The 24,789-nt window shown below is 67.0% G+C and carries 21 protein-coding genes and 2 pseudogenes; 17 read left to right on the forward strand and 6 right to left on the reverse strand.

The window, feature by feature from the left end:
- The first annotated feature begins 190 nt into the window (after window positions 1-190).
- Window positions 191-2,104, forward strand: a complete 1,914-nt coding sequence (locus KY49_RS24725; protein ID WP_156162599.1) for a DUF3857 domain-containing transglutaminase family protein — start codon at window positions 191-193, stop codon at window positions 2,102-2,104.
- 94 nt (window positions 2,105-2,198) lie between these two features.
- Complete coding sequence (locus KY49_RS38265) at window positions 2,199-2,366, forward strand: hypothetical protein (protein ID WP_175550639.1); 168 nt, start codon at window positions 2,199-2,201, stop codon at window positions 2,364-2,366.
- A 43-nt stretch (window positions 2,367-2,409) separates the two neighbouring features.
- Here the strand turns inward: KY49_RS38265 and KY49_RS24735 are convergent, their stop codons facing one another.
- The gene (locus tag KY49_RS24735) at window positions 2,410-3,468 is read right to left on the reverse strand and encodes an AraC family transcriptional regulator (RefSeq protein ID WP_042587110.1); all 1,059 of its coding nucleotides are present in this window, start codon (window positions 3,466-3,468) and stop codon (window positions 2,410-2,412) included.
- A gap of 67 nt (window positions 3,469-3,535) precedes the next feature.
- Between KY49_RS24735 and KY49_RS24740 the strand changes: the two genes are divergently transcribed.
- Complete coding sequence (locus tag KY49_RS24740; RefSeq protein WP_042587111.1) at window positions 3,536-4,735, forward strand: MFS transporter; 1,200 nt, start codon at window positions 3,536-3,538, stop codon at window positions 4,733-4,735.
- A 16-nt stretch (window positions 4,736-4,751) separates the two neighbouring features.
- On the opposite strand, the gene KY49_RS24745 is transcribed toward KY49_RS24740, so the two are convergent.
- Window positions 4,752-5,942, reverse strand: coding sequence for a M20 aminoacylase family protein (locus KY49_RS24745; RefSeq protein ID WP_042587112.1), 1,191 nt, complete (start codon window positions 5,940-5,942; stop codon window positions 4,752-4,754).
- Window positions 5,943-5,965: 23 nt separating this feature from the next.
- Complete coding sequence (locus KY49_RS24750; protein ID WP_231636478.1) at window positions 5,966-7,603, reverse strand: YfcC family protein; 1,638 nt, start codon at window positions 7,601-7,603, stop codon at window positions 5,966-5,968.
- Between KY49_RS24750 and KY49_RS24755 the strand changes: the two genes are divergently transcribed.
- The 4 genes from KY49_RS24755 to KY49_RS24770 all read left to right on the forward strand — a co-directional run bounded on the left by KY49_RS24755 (window position 7,569) and on the right by KY49_RS24770 (window position 13,876).
- Entirely contained in the window at window positions 7,569-8,483 is a 915-nt protein-coding gene (locus KY49_RS24755; protein WP_042587113.1) for a LysR family transcriptional regulator, read from the forward strand. The two genes, KY49_RS24750 and KY49_RS24755, sit on opposite strands and share 35 nt — an antisense overlap.
- Window positions 8,484-8,688: 205 nt before the next feature.
- On the forward strand, window positions 8,689-9,288 hold the full coding sequence (locus KY49_RS24760) for a DUF2760 domain-containing protein (RefSeq protein ID WP_042587114.1): 600 nt from the start codon (window positions 8,689-8,691) through the stop codon (window positions 9,286-9,288).
- Entirely contained in the window at window positions 9,285-11,126 is a 1,842-nt protein-coding gene (locus KY49_RS24765; RefSeq protein WP_042587115.1) for an Hsp70 family protein, read from the forward strand. The genes KY49_RS24760 and KY49_RS24765 overlap by 4 nt, the downstream gene beginning before the upstream one ends.
- 5 nt (window positions 11,127-11,131) lie before the next feature.
- Entirely contained in the window at window positions 11,132-13,876 is a 2,745-nt protein-coding gene (locus KY49_RS24770; protein WP_042587116.1) for an Hsp70 family protein, read from the forward strand.
- Window positions 13,877-13,991: 115 nt separating this feature from the next.
- On the opposite strand, the gene ctlX is transcribed toward KY49_RS24770, so the two are convergent.
- Together ctlX and KY49_RS24780 are read right to left on the reverse strand one after the other, a co-directional pair.
- Window positions 13,992-14,927 (reverse strand): citrulline utilization hydrolase CtlX, encoded by a 936-nt coding sequence (ctlX, locus tag KY49_RS24775; protein ID WP_042587117.1) that lies wholly within the window; start codon window positions 14,925-14,927, stop codon window positions 13,992-13,994.
- Window positions 14,928-14,982: 55 nt separating this feature from the next.
- The gene (locus KY49_RS24780; protein WP_042587118.1) at window positions 14,983-16,062 is read right to left on the reverse strand and encodes an ornithine cyclodeaminase; all 1,080 of its coding nucleotides are present in this window, start codon (window positions 16,060-16,062) and stop codon (window positions 14,983-14,985) included.
- 225 nt (window positions 16,063-16,287) lie between these two features.
- Here KY49_RS24780 and KY49_RS24785 point away from each other — a divergent pair, with 225 nt between their 5' ends.
- Window positions 16,288-16,719 (forward strand): Lrp/AsnC family transcriptional regulator, encoded by a 432-nt coding sequence (locus KY49_RS24785; RefSeq protein ID WP_042587119.1) that lies wholly within the window; start codon window positions 16,288-16,290, stop codon window positions 16,717-16,719.
- Between the two features lie 15 nt (window positions 16,720-16,734).
- Here KY49_RS24785 and KY49_RS24790 read toward each other — a convergent pair whose 3' ends face one another.
- Window positions 16,735-17,658 (reverse strand): LysR family transcriptional regulator, encoded by a 924-nt coding sequence (locus KY49_RS24790; RefSeq protein ID WP_042587120.1) that lies wholly within the window; start codon window positions 17,656-17,658, stop codon window positions 16,735-16,737.
- A gap of 139 nt (window positions 17,659-17,797) precedes the next feature.
- Between KY49_RS24790 and KY49_RS24795 the strand changes: the two genes are divergently transcribed.
- The 9 genes and pseudogenes from KY49_RS24795 (at window position 17,798) to KY49_RS39335 (ending at window position 24,701) form a co-directional block, all read left to right on the forward strand.
- Window positions 17,798-18,649, forward strand: a complete 852-nt coding sequence (locus KY49_RS24795) for an SDR family oxidoreductase (protein ID WP_042587121.1) — start codon at window positions 17,798-17,800, stop codon at window positions 18,647-18,649.
- Between the two features lie 590 nt (window positions 18,650-19,239).
- Window positions 19,240-19,914: a response regulator transcription factor gene (locus tag KY49_RS24800; protein ID WP_042587122.1), complete on the forward strand. Its 675-nt coding sequence runs from the start codon at window positions 19,240-19,242 to the stop codon at window positions 19,912-19,914.
- A 167-nt stretch (window positions 19,915-20,081) separates the two neighbouring features.
- Window positions 20,082-20,441, forward strand: coding sequence for a transposase (locus tag KY49_RS24805; protein ID WP_082062432.1), 360 nt, complete (start codon window positions 20,082-20,084; stop codon window positions 20,439-20,441).
- 97 nt (window positions 20,442-20,538) lie between these two features.
- On the forward strand, window positions 20,539-21,075 hold the full coding sequence (locus KY49_RS37650) for a hypothetical protein (protein ID WP_156162600.1): 537 nt from the start codon (window positions 20,539-20,541) through the stop codon (window positions 21,073-21,075).
- 81 nt (window positions 21,076-21,156) lie between these two features.
- Window positions 21,157-21,325, forward strand: a pseudogene (locus KY49_RS38745) (IS630 family transposase); the annotation flags it as partial.
- Window positions 21,326-22,011: 686 nt separating this feature from the next.
- The gene (locus tag KY49_RS34655) at window positions 22,012-22,254 is read left to right on the forward strand and encodes a hypothetical protein (RefSeq protein ID WP_052495776.1); all 243 of its coding nucleotides are present in this window, start codon (window positions 22,012-22,014) and stop codon (window positions 22,252-22,254) included.
- Window positions 22,255-22,270: 16 nt separating this feature from the next.
- Window positions 22,271-22,495, forward strand: a complete 225-nt coding sequence (locus KY49_RS37660; protein WP_139253453.1) for a hypothetical protein — start codon at window positions 22,271-22,273, stop codon at window positions 22,493-22,495.
- 499 nt (window positions 22,496-22,994) lie between these two features.
- A pseudogene (locus tag KY49_RS39330) lies at window positions 22,995-23,378 on the forward strand (hypothetical protein); the annotation flags it as partial.
- A gap of 291 nt (window positions 23,379-23,669) precedes the next feature.
- Complete coding sequence (locus KY49_RS39335) at window positions 23,670-24,701, forward strand: YadA family autotransporter adhesin (RefSeq protein ID WP_231636642.1); 1,032 nt, start codon at window positions 23,670-23,672, stop codon at window positions 24,699-24,701.
- The last annotated feature ends 88 nt before the right edge of the window (window positions 24,702-24,789 follow it).

Raw genomic sequence — 24,789 nt, forward strand, 5'->3', positions numbered from 1 at the left:
TGACCGCCGGGGACAGCGGCCGAGGCGGGCGCCGCGCGAATTCCGGTTCGACCCCGGGATGCCCGCCGTCGGAGCCGGCGGCAGCCCGATGCCGCATCGCTGCGGCGGCGGGCCGATTGGCGTAGTCTGTCGGCGAAGGCGGCCGTTCGGCCGCGGTCTCACCGGCCACCGTGCCGCGAGGTTCGATCCGATGCGCATTCCGGTCCGCCTGCTCGGCGTTGCCTGTTTCTGTCTGACGACGTGCGGCGCGCATGCGTCGCCGTCCGCGCCTGACGCGGCCGCGCCCCGGCCGCCGGCAGCCGGCATCGACGACACCCCGCCGACGACGCTCGAGCGCGACGTCCACGAATTCGTGATCCAGCGCGACGGCTCGCTCGAGGAGCACGACGACGCGACGCTGCGCGCGAACGACGCGAACGGCATCGACGCGATCGCGCAGCGCTACGTGTGGTTCGACAAGGACCTCGAGAAGGTCGACCTGCTCGCGGCGCAGACGATCGATCGCGACGGCGTCGCGCATCCGGTCGGCCCGGACGCGATCCGCGACGTGCAGGAGCCGCGCTCCGCCGGCGCGCCGACGTTCCAGGACGGCGTGCTGCGCACGGTCGTGTTCCCCGGCGTCGAAGCCGGCTCGCGCACGCGCGTCGCGTTCCGCAAGGTGAGGACCCGGCCGCTCAATCCCGGATATTTCGGTTACTTCGTCGAGCCGTCGCGCGATCCGGTCGACTACCAGCGGCTGGTGTTCGACGTGCCGGCCGACATGCCGCTTCATGCCGACGCGCGCGGCTACGTCGCGTTGCCGCCGGTGACCGCGAACGGCCGCACGCGCTACGTGTTCGAATACCGTCACGGCCCGTATGACCGGATCGAGCTCGGCGCGGTCGGCTATCCGACCGACGGCGACCGGCTGATGGTGTCGACGCTGCCCGACTATGCCGCGTTCGCCGCGCGCTACCGCAACGCGGCGGTGGACCCGAGCGCGGACGATCTCGCGGTCGCGCAGCTTGCGCGCGCGCTCACCGCGCACGCGCCCGACCCGCACGACAAGGCGCGCATCCTGTACGACTGGGTGCGGGCGAACGTGCGCTACGTCGCGCTGTTTCTCGGCGAGACCGCCGCCGCGCCGCACCGCGTGACCGACATCCTGCGCAACCGCTACGGCGACTGCAAGGATCATGTCGCGCTGTTCGGCGCGCTGCTCGCGGCGGTCGGCGTCCGCAGCGAGCCGGTGCTGCTCAACCTCGGGGCCGTCTACACGCTGCCGTCGGTGCCGGGCTACGGCGGCGGCGCGGTCAATCACGCGATCACGTGGCTGCCCGATCTCGGGCTGTACGCCGACACGACCACCGGCGGCATCGCGTTCGGCTACCTGCCGCCGATCGTGATGGACCGGCCGGCGCTGCTCGTCGACACCGGCGTGCTGGCGCGCACGCCCGCGACACAGCCGCGCACCCGCACCGCGCGCCTCGCGATCGACGCCGCGCGGCTCGACGCGCAGCGCTACCAGTCGTACGTCGAGGACGACGGCTGGACCGCCGAACTCGAGCGCAACGTGTTCCGCCGCGCGACGCGCGAGCGCGTGCGGCAGCTCGCCGTCGAGCGTCTGCGGCAAAGCGGGCTGCGCGGCACGGCGGACCTCGTCACCACCGACCTGGCGGCGACCGCCGGGCCGTTCGGCGTGACGATGACGGGCACGCTCGACCACGCCGTCTGGCCGGACGGCACGACCGCGGTGCCGGCGCTGTCGAGCCCGACCGGCGGGATCGCGACGCAGGTGCAGGGCTGGCTCGCGGAGCCGGTGCGCACGCAGGCGTGGGTCTGCATCGGCGGGGCGTTCGACGAGACCGCGCAGATCGCGCTGCCGGCGAACGTCGCCGTGACCGACGTGCCGGCCGACACGGCGGTGCGGGATCGCTTCGTCGATTTCGCGTCGCACTACGTGTTCGACGCCAGCGCGCGCGTCGTGCAGATCACGCGGCGGCTGCGCGCGCATTTCGGCCGGCAGGTGTGCACGCCGGACGATTACGCGGCGATGCGCGCGTCGCTCGAACGGATCGAGCGGGATACGCAGGCGCAGATCGTCGTGCGGGCGAAGGCGCGCTGAGCGTCTGCGCGGCAACGGGCCGGCCCGGTTTAGCGCGTGCGCCGGCATCATGGACGCGCGCCGTCCGCAGGGGCCGGCGCGCAGGAGGCGAATCATGACCGAACGAGACTACGAGATTGCCGATCTGTCGAAGGACCTGCTGGGCCGGATCGTGCAGGGCACGCTGGCGAACGGCGCGACGGTCGATGCGCAGCGCAGCGCAGAGCTGGCCGTGCAGTGTGCGACGGCGTTGATCGACAGGCTGGCCGAACAGACCGGTTGAGCGTGCGGAACGCGTCGCGCGGCGGCGGGCGATGGATGCCGCGCTAGCTGTCCTTGCTTGCGCTGACGCCGGGCTCCCCATCTCCCCGCACCGCGCCCGGCGGCTTCCCGACCACGCGCTTGAACGCGCGGCTGAACGCCGCGAGCGATCCATACCCGAGCCGATACGCAACCGTCTCGATCGGTTCGCGATCGCGCGCGATCCATTGCGCGGCGAGCCGCATCCGCAGCTCGGTCAGGTAGCGCACGGGCGTCATCCCGGTCGCCGCGAGAAACCGCTCGGCGAACACCGAGCGCGACACGCCGGCTTCGGCCGCGAGCTCGGCGACGCTCCAGTTGCGGCCCGGGTCGCGATGCAGCGCGACGATCGCGCGGCCGAGCTTCGGGTCGCGCAGCGCCTGCACCCAGCCGGTCGCGGCGCCGCAGCCGCATTCGACCCAGCCGCGCACGATGAACGCGGCCACCACGTCCGCGAGCCGCGCGAGGATGCCCGCGAATCCCGCGCGCTCGGTGCACGACTCGCGCTCCATCGCGTCGAGCATCGTCCGGAGCTCCGGATAGCGGGCGAGCAGCGTGCCGACCAGCATCACCTCGGGCATCGTCGCGACGAGCGGCTGCATGCCGCCGAGATCGAGCTCCATGCAGCCGCTGAAGATCAGCGCGTCGCCGGCGTCCGCGCCCGCGGCGGCGTGCGTCGCGGCGTCGACCGACGCGACCGTGTCGCAGATTTTCGCGGCCGCGAAGCCGTCGATTTCGCGGCACGGCGCGTCCGGCTCCGACACCAGCGCATGCGCGCCGCCGTGCGGCAGCAGGATCGCGTCGCCGGCTTCGAGCCGGTAGGTTGCGCCGCCCGACGTGCGCAGCAGCACCGGCCCGCGCCCGACGAAGTGGAATTGCGCGCGGCCGCGCGCGTTGTCGAAGCGCACGCCGAACGGCCGCGCGACCTGGATGCGGCGGTACTGGACGCCGCTCAGGCGCATCCCGAGCAGCAGTTCGCTGACGAGGTCGTGCGCGTCGGGCACGGGTGCGGCGGGCGGGGCGGCGATGTGCGGGTCTGCCATCGGTTTCGGACGATCGATCAATATTCGCGGATTGTATGTCATAGACCGTCCAGCCGTCGTTCCATACGATACGCGGTCATTGGCACCTTTTTACGGAATGGAACGACGCATGAATCCGATCAACCAGCCCGCCGGCGCGACGGCGGCACCCGGCGAGCCCGCGTGGGGCGCGGTCTTCGCGATGACGCTCGGCGTGTTCGGGCTCGTCACGGCGGAATTCCTGCCGGCGAGCCTGCTCACGCCGATGGCGGAGAGCCTCGGCGTGACGGAAGGCGTCGCCGGCCAGGCGGTCACGGCGACCGCGACGGTCGCGCTCGTGACGAGCCTGCTGATCGCCGCCGCGACCCGCACCATCGACCGGCGGCGCGTGCTGCTCGCGTTCTCGGCGCTGCTGGTCGTGTCCAATCTCGCCGTCGCGTTCGCGACCAACCTGACGACGATCCTGATCGGCCGCGTGCTGCTCGGCATCGCGCTCGGCGGCTTCTGGACGATGTCGACCGCGACCGCGATGCGGCTCGTGCCGACCGCGATGGTGCCGCGCGCGCTGTCGGTCATCTTCAGCGGCGTGGCCGTCGCGACGATCGCGGCTGCGCCGCTCGGCAGCTATTTCGGTCACCTGATCGACTGGCGCAACGTGTTCCTGATCGCGGCCGCGCTCGGCGTCGTCGCGCTCGCGGCGCAGGTCGCGACGCTGCCCGGCATGGCGCCGTCCGGCACGACGCGGCTGCGCACGCTGGTCGACGTGCTGCGGCGGCCGACGGTCGGCCTCGGGATGTTCGCGACGACGCTCGTGTTCACCGGGCATTTCGCGTTCTTCACGTATCTGCGGCCGTTTCTCGAGCAGGTCGCGGGCGTCGGCGTGAACGGGCTGTCGGCGATCCTGCTCGGCTACGGCGTCGCGAACTTCGTCGGCACGTCGCTCGCCGGCCGCGTGCTCGAGCACCGGCTGCGGCCGATGCTGATCGCGATGCCCGCGCTGATGGTCGTGCTCGGCGTCGCGCTGGTCGCGCTCGGCCGCGCGCCGCTCGCCGACGCGGTGCTGGTCGCGCTGTGGGGAATGGCGTTCGGGGGCGTGCCGGTCGCGTGGTCGACGTGGGTCACGCGCACGGTGCCGGATGAGGCGGAGAGCGCGGGCGGGCTGATCGTCGCGGCGGTTCAGCTGGCGATCGCGACCGGTGCGGCGGCGGGCGGCGTGGTGTTCGATGCGAACGGCGCGGCGGGGGTGTTCGTCGGCGTGGCGGTCGTGCTGGCCGTCGCGGTCGCGACGATCGTGACGGGCGTGCCGAAGCGGTTGGGGGCGGCGTCGTAGGGGACCGCGCGTCCGCCTACCGGATCGGCAGATAGCGTTCGACCAGCCTGGCCCAGAACGCGGAGCCGACCACCAGGTTGTCGTCGTTGAAGTCGTAGGTCGCGCTGTGCAGCGTATTCCCGCCGTCGTTCGGGCCATTGCCGATCCGCAGGAATGCGCCGGGGCACTCCTGCAGCATGTACGCGAAGTCCTCGCTGCCCATCAGCGGGTCCATCTGTTCCGTCACGCGATCCGCGCCGACCAGTTCCTTCGCGACCTGGATCGCCAGCTCCGTTTCGGCGTCGGTGTTCGTCACCATCGGATAACCCGCCACGTAATCGACGGTCGCGGTGACGCCGTAACTGTCGGCCTGCGCGCGCACGAGCTTCGTGATGCGCTCTTTCAGCATCCGGCGGACGTCCGTGTCGAACGAGCGCACGCTGATGCTCAGCTCGACCTCCCCCGGAATCACGTTCGGGGCCGATCCGCCCGCGATTTTTCCGACGGTCAGGACGGCGGATCGGGTCGGGTCGACGTTGCGGGACACGATGGTCTGCAACGCCATCACGATGCTGCCGGCCGCGACGATCGGATCGTTGGCCAGATGCGGGCGGGCGGCATGCCCGCCCTTGCCCGCGATCTTCACGTAGACGCGGTCGCCCGCGGCCATGAAGTTGCCTTTGCGGAACATGAACGTGCCTGCCGGCGCGCCCGGATGGTTGTGCATCGCGAACACCGCGTCGCACGGAAACCGCGTGAAGAGCCCTTGCTCGACCATCCGCTTGGCACCGCTGTCGTAGCCTCGCTCTTCCGCCGGCTGGAAGATCAGGTTCACGGTGCCGTCGAAGCGTCGGCGCTGCGCCAGGTGCCGGGCCGCGCCGAGCAGCATCGCGGTGTGCCCGTCGTGGCCGCACGCATGCATCCGCCCCGGACGGACGCTCTTGTGCCCGAACGTGTTGAGTTCGTCGATCGGCAATGCGTCCATGTCCGCGCGGATTCCGATCTTGCGCTCGCTCGTGCCCAGTCGCAGCGTGCCGACCACGCCGGTGCCGGCTATGCCCGTCTCGACCGCGTAGCCGTATTCCTCGAGACGGCTCGCCACGAGCCGGGCGGTCTCGACTTCCTCGAACGCCAGTTCCGGGCAGCAATGCAGCGTGTAGCGGAGCCTGCGCATGTCGTCGGCAAGCGGCTGCAGGTCGGAGAGGGTGCTGAGGTCGGGGAATAGCATGTTCGATCCGGAAGAAAAGCGGGCTAGAAAGGGCCCCAATGAACGGCGACGCCTGCCGCGATCGCAGCGATGCAGACGACGAACCAGGCAAGCAGCAGCGGCGCCACGAAACGCACCCACTTGACGTAGGGAATGCCGGACGTCGCCAGCACGGCCATCAGGACGCCGGAAGTCGGGTTGAAGCAGTTGATGAAGCCTTCGCCGAGCAGCACCGCCTGTACCGTGACCTGGCGGGTCAGGTGCAGCGCGTCGCCGAGCGGCGCGAAGATCGGGATCAGCACGGCCGATTCGCCCGATCCGGACGAGATGCCGACGTGAAGCAGCGCGGCGCTCAGGAACATGCTGATCGCGGCCGCCGTGGCATTCAGCGGGGCAAGCAGTCCGGCAAGCAGGTTGACGATCGGGTCGAGGATTTTCCCGTCGCCGAGGACGATCGAGATGGCCCGCGCCGACCCCACGACGAGCGCGCCCTTGACGAGCCCGCCGCAGCCCTGGAGGAACGTGTCCGCGATCCTGCCCGGCCGGATCCCGCTCACGATCCCCGAGGCGATCGCCATGACGACGAACATCGCGATCATTTCCTGCTCGGCCCAGTGGCGCGTCGACGACCCGTAGACGAACACCGACAGGCAGGCGAGCACGATGACGACGACCGCGATCTGGCGTGCGTCGAGCCGCCGCGACGACACGCGGGGCAGGGCTGCGCCGGGCGCCGGCGCGTGGCAGGCCGAGCCGCGCGTCCGATGTGCGCGGATGCGGGCGATGAGAAACACGACGGTGGCCGCCACGAACGCGACATAGACGCACACCCGGAACGTCATGCCGGAAAACATCGGCAGGCCGGCCAGGCGTTGCGACAATCCCGTCGTCACCGGATTGAGGAGGCCCGTGTTGAAGCCGGCGTAGGTGCCCAGATAGATCAGGCCGGCCCCGATCTCCCTCGACAGGCCCATCGACACCGCCAGCAGCAGGCCGAGCGGAACGAACGCGACGACCGAGTTCGTCACCACGCCGAGCGTGCCGAGGAGCGAGAAAATCACGCAAACGGCGATCACGGTGAAGTTCGCCCGCGCCCCTTCTCCCGGGGCGAGCAGCGCGAGCGTGCCGCGCACGGCGCCCGTCGCTTCGAGCACGGCCAATGCGCCGCCGGTGAACAGGATCAGGAAAATGATCGGCGCGGACTGGATCATCCCCCGGGCCAGCGCGACAAACATCTCGCCCGGCATCACCGCATGCTGCGCGACCGGTTTCAGGCTGTTCGGAACGGCAAAGCTGATGCCGTTGCTGACCGTCCGGGAAAACTCGCCGGCGGGCACGACCCAGGTCGCCAGCGCCGCCGCCGCCAGCATGAAGAAGAGCAGCACATAGGGACTGATCGTCTCCCTGCTCGCGATTGCGCGAGGCGGCTGTAGCGGGTGCTCCATGCTGTCAACCGGCCGACTGGCGTCGTTCATGTTCTCCTCCATCGATGCGCTCGTTTGCGAACCACTCTGTTCTTTATCGGGCGTTGAGGATTTCCGCATCCCCCGACCGTCTCCGGGGCCGAGTATCGGCGAAAATCCGCGTGGAAAGTTGCGTCCCGGGCTGCGAAAATGTTGCATTGGACGCAACACTGGAGTCCCCCAATTGGAACCCTTCGGATCGAGCCTGTCGGAGCGCACGCTGCAGTACCTGGTCGCGATCGCGACGTACGGCGGGATGCGTCAGGCGGCCTTGAGCCTCGATGTGAACGTGTCGACGATCAGCCGGCAGGTCGCGCTTGCCGAGCGCGAGCTTCGGCTGTCGCTCGTGACGCGCCGGGGCCGAAAAATGGAGCTGACCGAAGCGGGGCAGATGGCGGTCGACTACTTTCGCGACTGCGAACGTCACGCCCGCCGGTTTCGCGCGCAGCTCGACGCGTATCGCAGCCTGCAGCGCGGGCAGGTCACGATCGCCGCAGGCGAGGGGATCGTGACGAGCCTGGTCTCGGTCGCGCTCAAGCCGTTCCTGGACAAGTATCCCGGCATCGTCGTCGAGTTGCGCACCGGCTCGCTTCCGCAACTCATTTCGATGGTCCGGGAGGATCTCGTCGATATCTGCGTGTCCATCGGCGCGTCGACCGATCCGACGCTCAACGCGCGCTTGTTCCAGAGCGAGCCGTTATGCGCGATCTTCGCGGCCGGCCATCCGATGTCGTCGCGCAAATCGGTGAAGATGGAGGCGCTCGCGAACGAGCGGCTCGTCTTCATGCCCGCGGAGTTCGGGCTGCAGGCACACGTCGACGCGATCCTGGCCGACATCGGGCAGACGTACGTGCCCGCGTTCCGCTGCGACCGGTTTTCGACGGCCACAGCCATCGTCGCGCAGAACCTCGGCGTCGCATTCATGACGCGCGGCGCGGCGCAGGAGCGGATCGCCGCCGGCCAGGTCAAGGCCGTGCCGATCGACCACCCGATCGCGCGCACGTTCGATCGCTACGTGATTACCCGCGCGGGGCGGCGGCTCGGCCCGGCGGCGAACTATCTGCTGCGTGAAATCGTCAGGCTGATGTCGACCGTGTAGCGGCCTGTATGGGTGGCCGCCGGCATGTTCCGTCCCCCAACTTCCGCACCATTCGCCCGCCACAGGGCAAAATACGGGTTTTCCGCACCCCGCGAGGGGGCCCAGAATCGCGCTCCGGGCGGCGGCCGCGCGCCTTCGCGCGCTCCGCGCCCGCCGCCCAGGCAAGATCGCTCGCCGCGCGCGAGCCCACAGGAGTCCAAGCCACATGCCCGAATCCAACCTGTCCTTCTTCGGCCGGCTGTCGCTTGCCGTCGGCACGTTCTTCTCCGTGCTCGGCAACCGCGAGTTCGCCGCCGCCGTGCTGCGCGTGCGCGACGGCGCGCCCGTCGCCGCGCAACCGGCCCCGGCCGCCGCGCCCGTCGCGACGCCTGCGCCGGCCCCGGCTGCCGCGCCCGTCAAGGCGCCCGCGCCCGAGCTGCGCGAAGCGAGCCCGCAGGCCGCGCTGCAACTGCTCGGCCTGCTGCAGCGCGACGCGCGCTTCATCGACTTCGTCGAGGAAGACATCGCCGGCTACGCGGACGCCGACATCGGCGCGGCCGCGCGCCTCGTGCACGACGGCTGCCGCGCCGCGCTGCGCGAGCACTTCACGATCGTGCCGGTGCGCGACGAGGCCGAAGGCAGCCGCGTCACGCTGCCGGCCGGCTTCGACGCCACCGCGGTGCGCGTGACCGGCAACGTCGTCGGCGCGGCGCCGTTCAGCGGCACCGTCAGCCATCGCGGCTGGCGCGTTTCCGACGTGCGCCTGCCGAAGCTGACCGGCAGCCACGATGCATCCGTGATCGCCCCGGCGGAGGTGGAACTGTGAGCGATTCCCGTTATTCGATCGGCATCGACCTCGGTACGACCCATTGCGCGCTGTCGTACGTCGACACGGCAGCGTGCGACGGCGAGACGATCGCGCAGCAAGTGCTGCCGATCGCGCAGCTGACCGCGCCGGGCGCGCTCGAATCGCGCGACCTGCTGCCGTCGTTTCTCTACCTGCCGCATGAAAGCGAGCTGACGCAGGGCGACCTTACGCTGCCGTGGACCACGTCGCGCAACTTCGCGGTCGGCGAGATGGCGCGCAGCCGCGGCGCCGGCACGCCGATCCGCCTCGTGTCGAGCGCGAAGAGCTGGCTGTGCCATCCGGGCGTCGACCGCCGCGCGGCGATCCTGCCGAGCGACGCGCCGCCGGAGGTGGCGCGCGTGTCGCCGCTCGAAAGCTCGATCCGCTACCTGACGCACCTGCGCGAAGCGTGGGACCACGCGCATCCGGACGCGCCGTTCGCGGACCAGGACGTGACGGTCACGATTCCCGCGTCGTTCGACCCGGCCGCGCGCGAGCTGACGGCCGAGGCTGCACGGGCCGCCGGTTATGCGCGGATGACGCTGCTCGAGGAGCCGCAGGCGGCGCTCTACAGCTGGATCCAGAAGAGCGCGGGCGGCTGGCGCAAGCAGGTGCGGGTCGGCGACCTGATCCTGTGCGTCGACGTCGGCGGCGGCACGACCGACCTGTCGCTGATCGCGGTCGTCGAGCGGGACGGCAATCTCGAGCTGCATCGCGTCGCGGTCGGCGAGCACATCCTGCTCGGCGGCGACAACATGGATCTCGCGCTCGCGCACGTCGTCGCGCGCAAGCTCGCGACGCAGGGCACGCAGGCCGATCCGTGGCAGCTGCGCGCGCTCACGTATGCATGCCGCGCCGCGAAGGAGACGCTGCTGTCCGACCCGTCCACCGACGCGGTGCCGCTCGTCGTGCCGAGCCGCGGCTCGAAGCTGATCGGCGGCTCGATCCGCACCGAGCTGACCCGCGCGGAACTCACGCAGACGATCCTCGAAGGCTTCTTCCCGCAGGTCGACGCGGCCGCGCGCCCGATCAGCCGCGCGCGCGTCGGCCTCACGCAGCTCGGCCTGCCGTATGCGCAGGACGCGGGCATCACGCGCCATCTCGCGGCGTTCCTCGGCCGCCAGGTCGCGGCGCTCGATACGCTCGAAGGCGTCGAGCGCGCGCTGCCGGCAGGTGCGACGTTCCTGCATCCGACGGCGGTGCTGTTCAACGGCGGCGTGTTCAAGTCGACGCTGCTGACGCAGCGCGTGCTCGATACGCTCAACAGCTGGCTCGGAGCGGAAGGCGCGGCGCCGGCGCGCCTGCTCGAAGGCGCGGATCTCGACCTCGCGGTCGCGCGCGGCGCCGCGTACTACGGCTACGTGAAGCGCGGCCGCGGCGTGCGGATTCGCGGCGGCACGGCGCGCGCGTACTACGTCGCGATCGAATCGGCGATGCCGGCGGTGCCGGGGCTCGAGCCGCCGGTGCAGGCGCTGTGCGTCGCGCCGTTCGGCATGGAGGAAGGCACCGACGCGGCGCTGCCGCCGCAGGAGTTCGGCCTCGTCGTCGGCGAGCCGGTGCATTTCCGCTTCTTCGGGTCGTCGGTGCGCCGCCAGGACCAGGTCGGCACGCTGCTCGACTACTGGTCGCCGGAGGAGCTGCAGGAACTCGAGGAGATCCAGGCGACGCTGCCGGCCGACGGCCGCACGGTCGGCGAGATCGTGCCCGTGAAGCTGCACGCGCGCGTGACTGAGGCCGGCACGCTCGAGCTCGAGGCGATCCCGAGCGGCACCGACGAGCGCTGGAAGGTCGAGTTCGACGTGCGCGGCGCCGCCTGAGCGCGATGAAGCGCTATACGGTCGGCATCGACCTCGGCACGAGCAACACGGTTGTCGCGTACGTCGAGAACGGATCGGATGCGATCCGCGTGTTCGACGTCGAGCAACTCGTCGGCCCCGGCGAGGTCGCCGCGCAGCCGTTGCTGCCGTCGGTGCGCTATCACCCGGCGGCGGGCGAGCTCGCGCCGGATAGCCTGCGGCTGCCGTGGCAGGCTGCGGCGGCCGATTCGACCAATGCGGCCGGCGCGCCGCCGGCCGTGATCGGCCGCTATGCACGTGCGCTCGGCGCGCAGGTGCCGGGCCGGCTCGTCGCCAGCGCGAAAAGCTGGCTGTCGCACGCGTCGGTCGACCGGCTCGCGCCGATCCTGCCATGGGGCGCGGCCGACGGCGTCGACAAGATATCGCCGGTCGACGCGAGCGCCAGCTATCTCGCGCACGTGCGCGACGCGTGGGACGCGCATTTCCCCGATGCGCCGCTCGCCGAGCAGGACGTGATCCTCACGGTGCCCGCGTCGTTCGACGACGGCGCGCGTGCGCTGACGGTCGAGGCCGCGCGTCTCGCGGGGCTGCCCGCGCTGCGCCTGCTCGAAGAACCGCAGGCTGCGTTCTACGACTGGCTGTACCGCCACCGCGGGTCGCTGCGCGATACGCTCGCGGGCGCCCGGCGCGTGCTGATCTGCGACGTCGGCGGCGGCACGACCGACCTCACGCTGGTCGACGTCGCGCTCGGCGACGACGGCGAGCCCGCGCTCACGCGGATCGGCGTCGGCAATCACCTGATGCTCGGCGGCGACAACATGGACCTCGCGCTCGCGCGGCTCGTCGAGACGCGCCTGACCGAGCCCGGCGCGCGGCTGTCGGCCGCGAGCCTGTCGCAGCTCGTCGAGCGCTGCCGCGCGGCCAAGGAGCGCCTGCTCGGCGACGATGCGCCCGACGCGGTCACGGTCACGCTGCTCGGCGCGGGCAGCCGCCTGATCGGCGGCGCGCGCTCGGCGGAGCTGACGCGGCAGGAAGTCGAGCAGATCGTCGTCGACGGCTTCTTCCCGCAGGTCGCGGCCGACGCGCTGCCGCGCCGCGCACGCAGCGCGATCGTCGAGTTCGGGCTGCCGTACGCGAGCGACGCGGCCGTCACGCGGCACGTCGCCGCGTTTCTCGCGCGGCACGCGGAAGGCCCGCTGCCCGACACGCTGCTGCTCAACGGCGGCGTGTTCCGCGCGGGCGCGCTCGCCGGCCGTCTCGCGCAGACGCTCGGCGCGTGGCGCGGCCAGCCGCTCAACGTGTTGCAGAACACGCAGCCGGACATCGCGGTCGCGCGCGGCGCGGTCGCGTACGGCCTCGCGCGCGCGGGGCACGCGCCGCGCATCGGCGGCGGCTCGCCGCGCAGCTATTTCCTCGTGCTCGACGACGGCGGCGCCGAAGCGCGCGGCGTCTGCCTGCTGCCGCGCGGCACCGAAGAGGGCCACGAGATCCGGCTGGAAGACCGCACGTTCGCGCTGCAGCTTGGGGCGCCGGTGCGTTTCCACCTCGTGTCGACGGTTGCCGATACGGCATACCGTCCCGGCGATCTGGTGACGTTCGGCGACGGCGATTTCGTCCGGCTGCCGCCGATCGCGACAGTGGTCGGGCGGCAGGACGCGCGCGACGCACGCGAGACGCCGGTGAAGCTCACGGCGTCGCTGACCGAAGTCGGCACGCTCGAAATGCACTGCATCGCGACGGATGACGCGGCGCAGCGCTGGCGCCTCGAATTCCAGTTGCGCGGCGACGCGGCGACGCAAGGCGACGTGGACATGCCCTTGCGGCATCCGCAACTCGATCAGGCGATCGAACTGATCGACCGCTCGTTCGGCGGCCGCTCGGCAGACGTCACGCCGAAGGACACGCGCCGTCTGCGCGCGCAGCTCGAGCAGTTGCTCGGCCCGCGCGACGAATGGGACGTCGCGCTCGCGCGCGAGCTGTTCGACGCGCTGCTCGCGCGGGCGCGCCGTCGGCGGCGTTCGGCCGATCACGAGCGTGCGTGGCTGAACCTCGCCGGCTATTGCGTGCGTCCGGGCTTTGGCCATCCGCTCGACGCGTGGCGCATCGAGCAGCTGTGGCCGTTGTTCGACGACGGCATCCAGTACGTGAACGACGGGCAGGTGTGGTCCGAATGGTGGACGCTGTGGCGGCGCGCGGCAGGCGGGCTCGACGAGGATGCGCAGACGCAGATCCGCGACGCGATTGCGTTTCTCGAACCGGCCGACGGCAAGCGGCGCAAGCTGCCGTTCGATCCGGCCAAGGTCGGGCCGGCCGACATGACGCGCTTGTCCGCGTCGCTCGAGCGGTTGCCGGTCGAGCGCAAGATCGAGCTTGCCGAGCGGCTGACCGCGCTGCTGCAGAAGCCGTCCGACTGCGCGCTCGGCGCGTGGGCGCTCGGCCGCGTCGGCGCGCGCCAGCCGTTCTACGGCAGCGCGCATGGCGTCGTGCCGCCCGATGTTGCAGGCCGCCTGCTCGATGCGCTGTTCGCGCTCGACTGGAAGCAGGTCGAGCCGGCCGCGTTCGCGGCCGCGCAGATCGCGCGGATGACGGGCGACCGCTCGCGCGACCTGCCGCCCGACGTGCGCGACGCGGTGATCCGGCGGCTCGCGGCGGCGAATGCATCGGCGAAGTGGATCGACATGGTGCGCGAGGTGGTCGCGTTCGACGTCGACGATACGGTGCGCGTGTTCGGCGAGTCGTTGCCGGCGGGGTTGAAGTTGATCGGGGAGTGATCGCGCACGGGTGCCCTCGAGACAGCAGAAATAAACCGACCTCGACGTTGCAAGGGCGAGGAGGGCATGATGGCCTTTCTTGCAGCGCGCGCCGACCGTCGACTTCAACGAAACTTCAAGCTTGCCGCCGCGCCAGATGAATCCCCGCCAGCATGCAGCGCACCGAGCCGCCGGCCAGCTCGATCGTCGGCACGTCGAGCGGCAGCAATTGCGCCGAGCGTTCGATCAGCCGGCGCTGGTGCGGCGTCAGGCAATCGAACGCGCGCCGCGACAGCGCGAGCACGCGAGCGTCGCGTCCTGACAGTTCGAGCGCATTGCCGGCGAAGTTCGCGATTTGCGACGGTTCGAGCGCGACCACCGTGCGGCCCGTCTCGGCCAGCCGGCGCCGGATCTCGTCGCGTCGGTTCGGATCACTGATCAGATCGAGGCCGATCAGCGCGAACTCGGTCGCGACGCTCATCATCACGTTCGTGTGATAGATCGGCCGGCCATCCGCGTCGGCCGTGTCGAAGCAGATCGGCTCGAAGTTGAAGTGCGTGCAGAAGCGTTCGAGCGCGACCGGATCGGCGCGGCGCGAGCGCGCGGTGTACGCGATGCGCGCGACGTGGTCGAGCACCATCGCGCCGGTGCCTTCGAGGAACACGTCGTCGTATTCGAGGCCCGAGTAGTCGATCACGTCCTGCACGCGGTATTCCGTCTTCAGCATCTCGATCACGTCCGCGCGCCGCTCGCGGCGGCGGTTCGGGCACGTCATCGGATACAGCGCGACGTGGCCGCCCGGATGCGTCGAGAACCAGTTGTTCGGGAACACGGAATCCGGCGTGTCGTGCTCGCCGTGGTCGTCGAACACGTGCACGCGCACGCCGGCGTCGGCGAGGCGCTGCGCGGCGGCGCCGACTTCGTCGCGCGCGGCGGCGGACACCGCGCGCGCGTCGCCTGCGCCACCGCTGCGCTGGAACGCGTTGTCGGCGGAGGTTTGCGGGTTCGGCTGGAAATGGTGCGGCCGGATCATCACGACGGCGGCCGGCGCCTGAATCGACACGAGTTTCATCGCAAACGGGGGAGAGGCAAAGGGCGGTGCGGCGCGCGGGCCGCACCGGCTCGGGTCAGCGCGCGAACGCGGCGACGGCGTCGGCGACGAAGGCCGCGTGGCGCTGCGCGAGCGCGGACGGATCGTCGATCAGCGCGAACAGGTTCTTCGGATCGACGGCCGGCGGGATCAGCGCGATCTCGACGCCTGCGTCGTGCTGCTGCGCGAGCGCATGCAGGTAGCGCAGCGCGGAATAGTCCTCCAGCGCGAAGCCGACCGAGTCGAACACGGTGATCTGGCCGGCACTGTCGCGGCCAGCGGCCTCGCCTTGCAGCACGCGCCACAGCTCGGTCACCGGAAAGTCGGCCGGCAACTGCTGGATGTCGCCCTCGATGCGCGACTGCGGCTCGAATTCGACGAACACGCGGCCGGCGCGCAGCACGTCCGCATGCAGCTCGGTCTTGCCCGGGCAATCGCCGCCGACCGCGTTCAGGTGCATGCCCGCTTTGATCATGTCGGGGGTGATGATCGTCGCGTACGCCTTGTCGGCTGTGACGGTCGTCACGATGTCCGCGCCGCGCACGGCGTCGGCGCTCGACGCGGCGCGCACGACGCGCAGCGCCGGATACGCGGCGAGATTGCGCACGAGCTTGTCGGTGGCGTGCGGATCGACGTCGAACACGCGGATTTCGTCGATGCCGAGCAGCGTATGGAACGCGATCGCCTGGAACTCGCTCTGCGCGCCGTTGCCGATCAGCGCCATCGTGCGCGCATCCGGCCGCGCGAGCGCCTTCGCGGCCAGCACCGACGTCGCGGCGGTGCGCAGCGCGGTCGTCAGCGTGAGCTCGGCGAGCAGCAGCGGGTAGCCGGTATCGACCTCGGCGAGCGCGCCGAACGCCATCACCGTGTGCATCCCGCGCGCCGCGTTGACGGGATGGCCGTTCACGTACTTGAACGCGAACAGCGACGCGTTGGCGACCGGCATCAGCTCGATCACGCCGTCGCGCGAATGGCAGGCGACGCGCGGCGACTTGTCGAAGTCGGCCCAGCGCAGGAAGTCGGCGTGCAGCGTGTCGACGAGTTCGCCGAGGAAGCGCGTGACGCCGGTTCGGGCGATCAGCCGGGCAGTGGCGGGGACGTCGAGGAAGCGGGTCATGGGTCTGTCTCCTTGAATGATCCGGACGCGGCACGGCGGGCCGCTCGATGAAGACATTATTTCCGGGAGGCCAGCCAACAAAAAGCCAGCAAAAGTGGCAGATTCATCGATAAACTTGGCAGAATGCCAGCCCGATAAAGCAATCTGATCAGCTCCTGCTGGTCAAGCGGGGCGACGCGCGGCAGGCTTGCGGCTGGTTCACATCCGGAAGGAAAAGCAAACTCGATGATTGCGCTCGACGACGTCGACCGACAGCTCATTGCGCTCTTGCGCGACAACGCGCGGCTGTCCGTGGTCGCGCTCGCGAAGCAGCTGCGCGTCGCGCGCGCGACCGTGCAGAACCGGCTGACGCGGCTGGAGAAGAATGGGGTGATCGTCGGCTACACGGTGCGGCTGAAGCCCGCCGCCGAACGGCACCGGATCCGCGCGCTGATGTCGATCGCGGTGCAGGGCAACCGCGCGGCGGAAGTGATCAAGGTGCTGCGCGGGCATCCGAACGTCGCGACGATTCATAGCACCAATGGGCGCTGGGACCTGGTCGCGGAGCTGCACGCGGATTCGCTCGAGAACTTCGATCGCGTGCTCGGGGCGATCCGGCTGATCGACGGGATCGCCAATACGGAGACGAGCATCCTGCTGTCGACGCACAAGGCGTGACGCGCGTGACGCCGGTCAATCGAATGCATCGATGCGCGCGCGCCACGCGCTTTGCGCGAACGATGCCGTCAGGAAGTCGATGAACGCGCGCACCTTCGGCGGCGTGAGCCGAGCGTGCGCGTAATACACATGGATCGTGCCGCCCGTCGCCGGATACTGCGTGAGCACCCGCACGAGCCGGCCGTCGTCGAGATACGGCAGCACGTGATGCGCGCCGAGCCGCGCGAGCCCCATGCCGGCCACGGCGGCGTCGCAGATCGCGTCCAGGTCGGTCAGCACGACGCGCCCGTCGACCGGCGCCGTCACCGTCTCGTGGTCCACCGTGAACGCCCATTCGCGAATCCGGCCCGTCGTCGCGGAGCGCAGGTGGATGCAATCGTGGCGCGCCAGGTCGGCGAGCGTGGCGGGCGCGCCGTGCTTCGCCAGGTACGCGGGCGACGCGACGATCAGCGGCCGGATCGGCGCCAGTTCGCGCGCGACGACGTTCGCGTCGTCCTCGACGCCGGAGCCGATCGCGGCGTCGAAACCTTCCTTGACCAGATCCACATGGCGGTTCTCGAAGCTCCAGTCGAGCCGGATGCCCGGATAGCGTTCGAGAAACGCCGGCATCAGCGGCAGCACGTACTGCCTTCCGAACCCCGGCGCGATGCTCACGCGCAGCGTGCCCGCCGGATGCGCATCGCGCTCGGTCAGCGTCGCCATCGCCCGGCTCAGCGCACGCGCGGCCGACGACGTTTCCGCATACAGGCGCTCGCCGGCTTCCGTCAGCGCGAGGCTGCGCGTCGTGCGATGGAACAGCCGCGTGCCGAGATCGCGCTCCAGCTTCGCGACGTGCTTGCTGACGGCCGCGGGCGTCACGCCCAGCCGGCCCGCCGCCGCGGAAAAGCTGCCGGCCTCGACGGTGCGCAGGAAGCTTTCAAGCGCGCGCAGGTCGTCCATGGCGATTCGATCCAGGTCGTTGAAATTGATTCGATGGATTATGGACTACCCGGCATGAATCGGGGTGGCTAGGATGAGGTTCATCGCTCCGTGTCCTGGTCGACCGGCGCGCCCCTCTTTGGTTATCAGGAGACACATCATGTCCAGCACCATCCTCGTGACCGGCGCGACCGGCACGATCGGCCGCGAACTCGTCACGCAACTGAAGGCGGCCGGCGCGCATGTGATCGCCGGTTCGGCGAGCGGCAAGGCGGTCGAAGGCGTCGAAACCCGCCACGCCGATTTCGCCGACCCGGCGAGTCTGGCGAACGCGTTCCGCGGCGTCGACACGCTGTTCCTGCTGCTGCCGCTGCAGGCCGACATGGTGACGCTCGCGGGCAATGCGGTCGCTGCGGCCAGGGCGGCCGGGGTCCGGCACATCGTCCGTTCGTCGGGCGCGGGCGCCGATCCGGACGCGCCGTTCGCGATCGGGCGCGTGCAGGGCGAGATCGACCGGCTCGTGACGGGATCGGGCGTCGCATACACGATCACCCGGCCGAACTGCTTCATGCAGAATTTCGTGACCTTCTATGCGGACATGATCCGGGCGGGCGCGCTGTATCTCCCGCAGGGCGACGGCAAGGTGTCGTTCGTCGACGTGCGCGACATCGCCGCCGTCAACGCGGCGATCCTGCAGCGCCCGGATGAACATGCCGGCAGGACTTATGACGTGACCGGCGGCGAGGCGCTGTCGAATGCCGACGTGACGGCGCGCATCGGCGCGGCGCTCGGGCGCAAGATCGACTATGTGGCGGTGTCGGATGATGCAGCAATCGCGTCGATGCGCGACGCGGGCATGGATGCGTGGTCGATCGACACGCTGATGAGCCTGAGCAGGCTGATTGCGGCCGGGCATGCGGCGGCGGTCAGCGCGGACGTGCGGACGCTGTTGGGCCGGGCGCCGATTGCGTTCGCGCGGTTCGTTGAGGATTACGTCGGGAGCTGGCGGTGAGCGGGGCGGGCCCGCTGTCTGCAGGATCGGTCAGGATGCGGATCGACGAAATAAAATACTCGGCGACCGAGGCGCCGAACGGAATGTCGTGACGCATCCTTTAGCCCGCGGGTTCGAGACTCGCTGGACACCGCTTCCTTCGATCACTCACAGTGCAAACGATCGAACGACCGGGGCGGGCAGATGCCGTGCGTCGAGCAACGGCACACGCGCCGGCGCCGAACCTGGTTTCGGGCGAGTTGCATGGATACGTTCGCGATCCGGCATTCGTCCGTTGACGGAGCGTTGCCATCGTCCATACAGCCACCGGTTTGTTCCCGACAACTGGATGCTGATTCGCACCCATTTCAGCGATACCCGAGGCTGTGTCGCCCGTCTTGATCGCCGTCACGGCACGTGATTGTCAAACTTCGTTAGATCTGAGACTCGTCTCAAATTTCGATAGCCAATTCTGGCGTGAGTCCCATATCTGGGAAGCGTGATGGTTAATAGAATATGAATCCCTACATTTTATCGATCAATTCTATTCCGGTTTGATATAAAAATGCGCATCGGGCATGCGAATGAAAACCGGGTGAGCGGGGATTTGTATGCGAGGTTTCAGGGTTCAAGCCATATTTGCCAATGACCGTCCTCTGACATTGGCAGGAATGGAGCACATCGCCGGTAACACGAATGCAATCGATCTGGTCGGGCTTTGCAAGAGTGCGGACGAACTTGTCTCGTCGTTGCATCAAACGAAGTGCGATGTCGCCTTGATCGATTTTTCGATGCGCGCGAGAGGGCAAATGGAGGGGGTGACACTGTTTGGATATCTGTGTCGCAACTTCTCGGAACTCCGGATCATTGCGCTCGTCACGCACGAAAATCAGGTTGTCCTCCGTTCGCTTCTGAATCGGGGCGTTTCAGCGATCGTCAGCAAATTTGACGATGTCGGGCATATCGTTACCGCCATTCACACGAGTTACGGTGGCGGTCGATATCTGTCGCCCTCCGTCAAGAACGTGCTCGGATCCGAGAATGACGGAAAAGAGCAATCCGCCTCGAAATTGACGCCGCGAGAAATGGACGTTGTACGCCTTTACCTATCCGGCATGTCGGTGAAGGAAATCGCCGCAAAATTCAGAAGGGGAAAGCAGACCATCAGCGCTCAGAAAATGAGCGCCATGAAAAAGCTGGGAGTGAAGGGAGATGTCGAGCTGGTCAAGTGCGCATTCTGGCTCGGCTTGCTCGACGAGTCGAATTCGGGCGGCGCGAACAACTGATTTGCCAGGCTTCGCGAATATCTTGTCATGCTCATCAGGCAATACATGCATGAAATCGAAATGCACATCGGGCAGCCCGAAGCTGGGCCGCGCGACGTTGCAGGCGATGCGTCAGCAAGCCATGATTTAGGTAGTCAGTGCTCGGGGCGAGTTGTGCGTCATGGTCCATGATGGTGTCCACCGCCGTTGTTTTCCGAGAATTTCTCGGTTGCCTGATGCTCGGCGCGCGTCAGCCCATGTTCCTCGTACTCGACGGCCATCCGATTCACAAGGCTACGCTGGTCCAGGAATTCGCGACGGTACGGAAGGGGCATCTGAAGCTATTCCGTCTGCCAGCTTACTCGCCGCACCTGAACCCCTACGAGCAAGTTCGGGCTCACGTGAAGCACAGCTTCTCAAAACGCCTCGGGCAGTCAGAAGACGAAATGCAGTGGCCTGCCATCGCTTCACTAGACCGCATCCAGAAGTTGCCGGCGCTGGCGAAGCCTTTCTTTCGCCAGTCCGAATGCCAATATGCCACCATGTGACATCTATTTTGGAAATATTGGCAATCGATGCGTGAATTGGGTCGTTCTTTAACGTGTGTGACGGGTGCCGCAGTAGCATCCTGAAAAGGCGTTCGCGATGAAGAATTTCATTGTAATGACTGTAATCGCATTGGTGGCCATTGGCGAGGTAAACGCGCAAACTATTCCGATGTTATCTGAAGAAGATTGCATGCGGAGACTTCATAAATTTGGAGCGATGCGAGGTTATTGTTATAATAATCGGGGTCGCTGGTTTTTGGTGGAAAATTTGCCTGCCCGCATTCCGATGTTATCTGAAGGAGATTGCATGCGGAGAATTCATGAATTTGGAGCGATGCGGGGTTATTGTTACAATAATCAGGGCCGCTGGTTTTGGGTAGGAGATTTGCCCACCACCATTCCGCACAACCGTGCACCAAAGGTCAAGCCGCGAACAGAAGCCCAGCAAAGGGCCGATTTCGAGTATCTGAAGAAAAGACTCGCGACAGGGAGTGAATGTGAATTGGTGCGAAATCGATGCTTGCGCGATGGTATGCCGGTTCCCGTTCATTGCCTGCCGCTACCCGATTTAAAAATAAAACGCCGAGATGACATTAATACGTTCTCGGCATTGCTACAGAAACCGTGCGAGTGAGATAGTACAACGCTTCACAAGTAGATTAAGCGATTGCCAGATTTTTCGAAAATCTTGTCATGCTCACGAGGCAATACGGGCATGAAATCGACACGCACATCGGACAGCCCTAAGCTGGATCGCGCGACGTTGCAGGCGATGCGCCAGCAAGCGGTGAAGACCATACGCGAAGGACAGGACGTGACGAGTGTGGCTGCCTCCTACGGCGTGAACGAACGCAGCGTGTATCGCCGGCTGGCGCAAGCAGCGCGGGACCCTGCTCGGTTGCAGTTCAAATTTACGGATTCAACCCGTCGATGCAGAAAATCGATGAAATCGCTCAGCTGGTGTATCGAAGTCTAGTGGCTTTCGCGGACGCTCTTTGAGCCGCCTGGCTACGGCCTTGCCCCTGTCGATCGCTGCATGCCTTGCTGCGAGTGAATACGGCGCAGGATCATCGGTAAACGATCGTGAAGGTCGCGATGCCGTCGGCGGTGCCCGGCGCGACCGTCGCATCGACCTGGTAATAGCGCGCCAGCAACGGCACGGTGATCGCCGCTGACGATGACGGGGGAGTCGGACGCGTTCCACGGAGTGCCCAGTGGCGCCGGCTTTCCGCCGGCTTTGAGCAATTGAATTGCCACGCCTCTCGCGGTACTCGTCGACGTCAGCGCCAACAATCCTGACGACGCGTCAATCTGGTCGTTGCTTTTCCGCATCATGGCGGCCACGAATTTACCGAGCGGCTCCGAGCAAACAGTGCCATTGAGCGATGCAGCGCAGATTGTAAAAAAATCAAGAATTTTGGACGGGTCTTATTCTTTTATGGCCAAATTCATTGTATTCCTATATGAAAATAAATGACGCGCCAATATCATTATTTCATTAAGGAAATATTGATCTGCCAGGCCCGACGGTCGCCGCTGGCGCAACCGAGAATGTTGCAGAAGGAAGTTCATGGAGTGGGCTTGCCCCCATGAATTATCGGGCGTCGATCTGGCGATCGATGACGGGCTGGACGAGACCACGCTGCTGAAGTTCGGATGCCTGATGGTTTGGCGTGACCTGAAGCGCAAGTCGTTCGACGATGTGGGCATTTCGCCATACACACGCGGGCTACTGATGCAGGATGGCAATCTGATCGACGCGACGATCCTTACGATTGCCGCCGTCTACCACGAATTTCAAAACGGATCCTGATTTTGAGATGAGGCAGATGAAGAAGGGCAAAGATTGGCGCATCGACGTGAAGGCGCAAGCCGGAGCCAATGCCGAATCGAGCTTGATGCATCACTTGATGGAAGCGGCGGTCAACGTATCAGGTGTTTCCGAAAACCGGAGGCCGACTCCACTGAAACGCCGTGACATATTTATTGATAAGCGTTTCATGATCCGTAGAAGCTTGTATGGGTTATGTGTATTTGAATGTCAATGGGCGTGAGTTTGCGTGTTGATGCAATCGAGTCACTTGACGGTTGGCGGGATGTTAATTGTTAAGACGCACACACATCGGAGGGAACTTTAATTTTATGAGATACGCGCAACATTCCATGTATCCGGCTATTCAGTTAAATAGGCCGATTGTCCCATTCCGCGGATCAGAAATTGTCCGGCTTGGCGCTTCATCTAGTATCAAGACGGCTCAAGTGAAACGGCTCGCTGCAGGCGCGGCTCTCGCATTCGCTGGCGTATCGCCTGCAGTGGCTGCGGACTCCAACTCGATCAGCCTGGGTTGCGGTGCAAGCGGCGGCCTGATCGGCGATGGCGGCGTGGCGATCGGGGGAAGCTGCCATGGCGCCAGTGAGGCTGCTCGAGCGAACGGGGCCCTTGCGGTTGGCATAGGGTATAACGCCCAGGTCCACAATGCAGCCTCAAAGGGCAGCATCGCGTTCGGTGCGCAGTCTCGGGTCGGCTCGGATGCCCGCGCAACGGTCGGAGGAATGGCTTTGGGCTGGGCGGCGAATGTCGGCGGTGGCGCAGATAACGCGATTGCCCTGGGGACCTCCAGTCGTGTTGTGGATGGCGTGCTCAACGGCATCGCGTTGGGGCCGAACGCGAAGACCACGGTCAACGACGGCGTCGCGCTGGGTTCTCAATCAGTCGCGGATCGTGGCGCAATAAACACACAGGCGGAAATCGATGCTGCTGTCGATCCTCTTTCGTACAGCGGCCAGAGGGTGAGAACCATGCATGGCGCCGTGTCCGTCGGCGCTTCGGGAGCGGAGCGGCAAATCACGAACGTCGCGGCCGGCACCGAAGATACGGATGCGGTCAATGTCGGACAAGTGAAAGCGGTGAGAACGGTGGTGGACAGCAATGCCGCTTCCGTTGCAGCCGCCCTTGGCGGCGGCTCGGAGGTGCGCGGCGATGGCACATTGTCGGCACCGAGCTATACCGTCGGCGGCGTCAACGTCAGCAGCGTCGGCGACGCGATCACGAATATCGATTCGCGTGTCACCCGGAACTCGAGTTCCGTCGATTTGCTGAACAAGGACATCGGCAACGTCAAATCTCAGCTCGCCGAGAGCGGAATTGGCCTTGTTCAGCAAGATGCCGACACCAAGAACATTACGATCGCGAAGAACCTGGAAGGCGGGCGCGTCGATTTTCGTGGCATGTCGAAAGTGACTCGGCCGGACGGCGGATTCGACTACGTTCCCGTGACGCGCGTCGCGACCGGTCTGTCTCGCGGCGAATTGAGCGAGACGAGTACCGATGCGGTGACAGGCGCGCAGCTCTTCGCGACGAACCAGGATGTCGCTCGATTGAACGAGGCGGTTAAGAAGCTGAATGCGGGTGGCACGGGTGGCACGGGTGGCTCCGGGGAGGGCAGCGAACACGTGACCGCTACCGGTCCGAATTCGAACGCGTCGGGCAATGGAGCGACGTCGACAGGCGCCAATTCGTCGGCGTCGGGCAATAACGCGACGTCAACGGGTAGCGGCTCCTCGGCTTCGGGCGAAAACTCGACCGCTACCGGTGCGAATTCGAACGCGTCGGGCAATGGAGCGACGTCGACAGGCGCCAATTCGTCGGCGTCGGGAAATAACGCGACATCAACCGGTAGCGGTTCCTCGGCCTCTGGCGAAAACGCGACCGCCACGGGTGCGAACTCGATTGCTTCCGGTAAAAACTCGACCGCTAATGGCTGGAGTGCATCGGCTAGTCGGGAAAGTTCGACAGCGTTGGGGGCTGGAGCGATCGCATCGGGTGACCGCTCGAGCGCACTCGGCGCCGGCGCCAAGGCCTCGGCGCCAGACTCGGTAGCGCTTGGTGCAGGGTCGGTGGCTAACGAACCGAATACCGTTTCTGTCGGATCCGTGGGACATGAACGACGTATCACGAATGTCGCCGATGGCGTGAATCCAACGGACGCGGTCAATATGCGCCAGTTCCAGAACGGAATTTCGGATGTTGCCCGAAAAGCATATAGCGGGGTCGCCGCGGCAAGCGCGTTGAGCATGATCCCGGATGTCGATCAGGGCAAGACTATCGCAGTGGGGACGGGCACTGCGAATTATCAAGGCTACCAAGCGGTGGCACTTGGACTGTCGGCCCGAATTACCCAGAACTTGAAAGTGCGAGCCGGAGCCTCGATGACAGGTGCCGGCACGACCTGGGGAGTGGGCGCATCGTATCAATGGTAGTAAGACGCGCGGCGCGATCGACATCTCGCCGCGCGAAAGATGATTCTGAATCTCACGCAAACGATTTCCGCACGTCGATTGGGATGCG

The organism is Burkholderia sp. MSHR3999, from assembly GCF_000833595.1.
GTDB lineage: Bacteria > Pseudomonadota > Gammaproteobacteria > Burkholderiales > Burkholderiaceae > Burkholderia > Burkholderia ubonensis.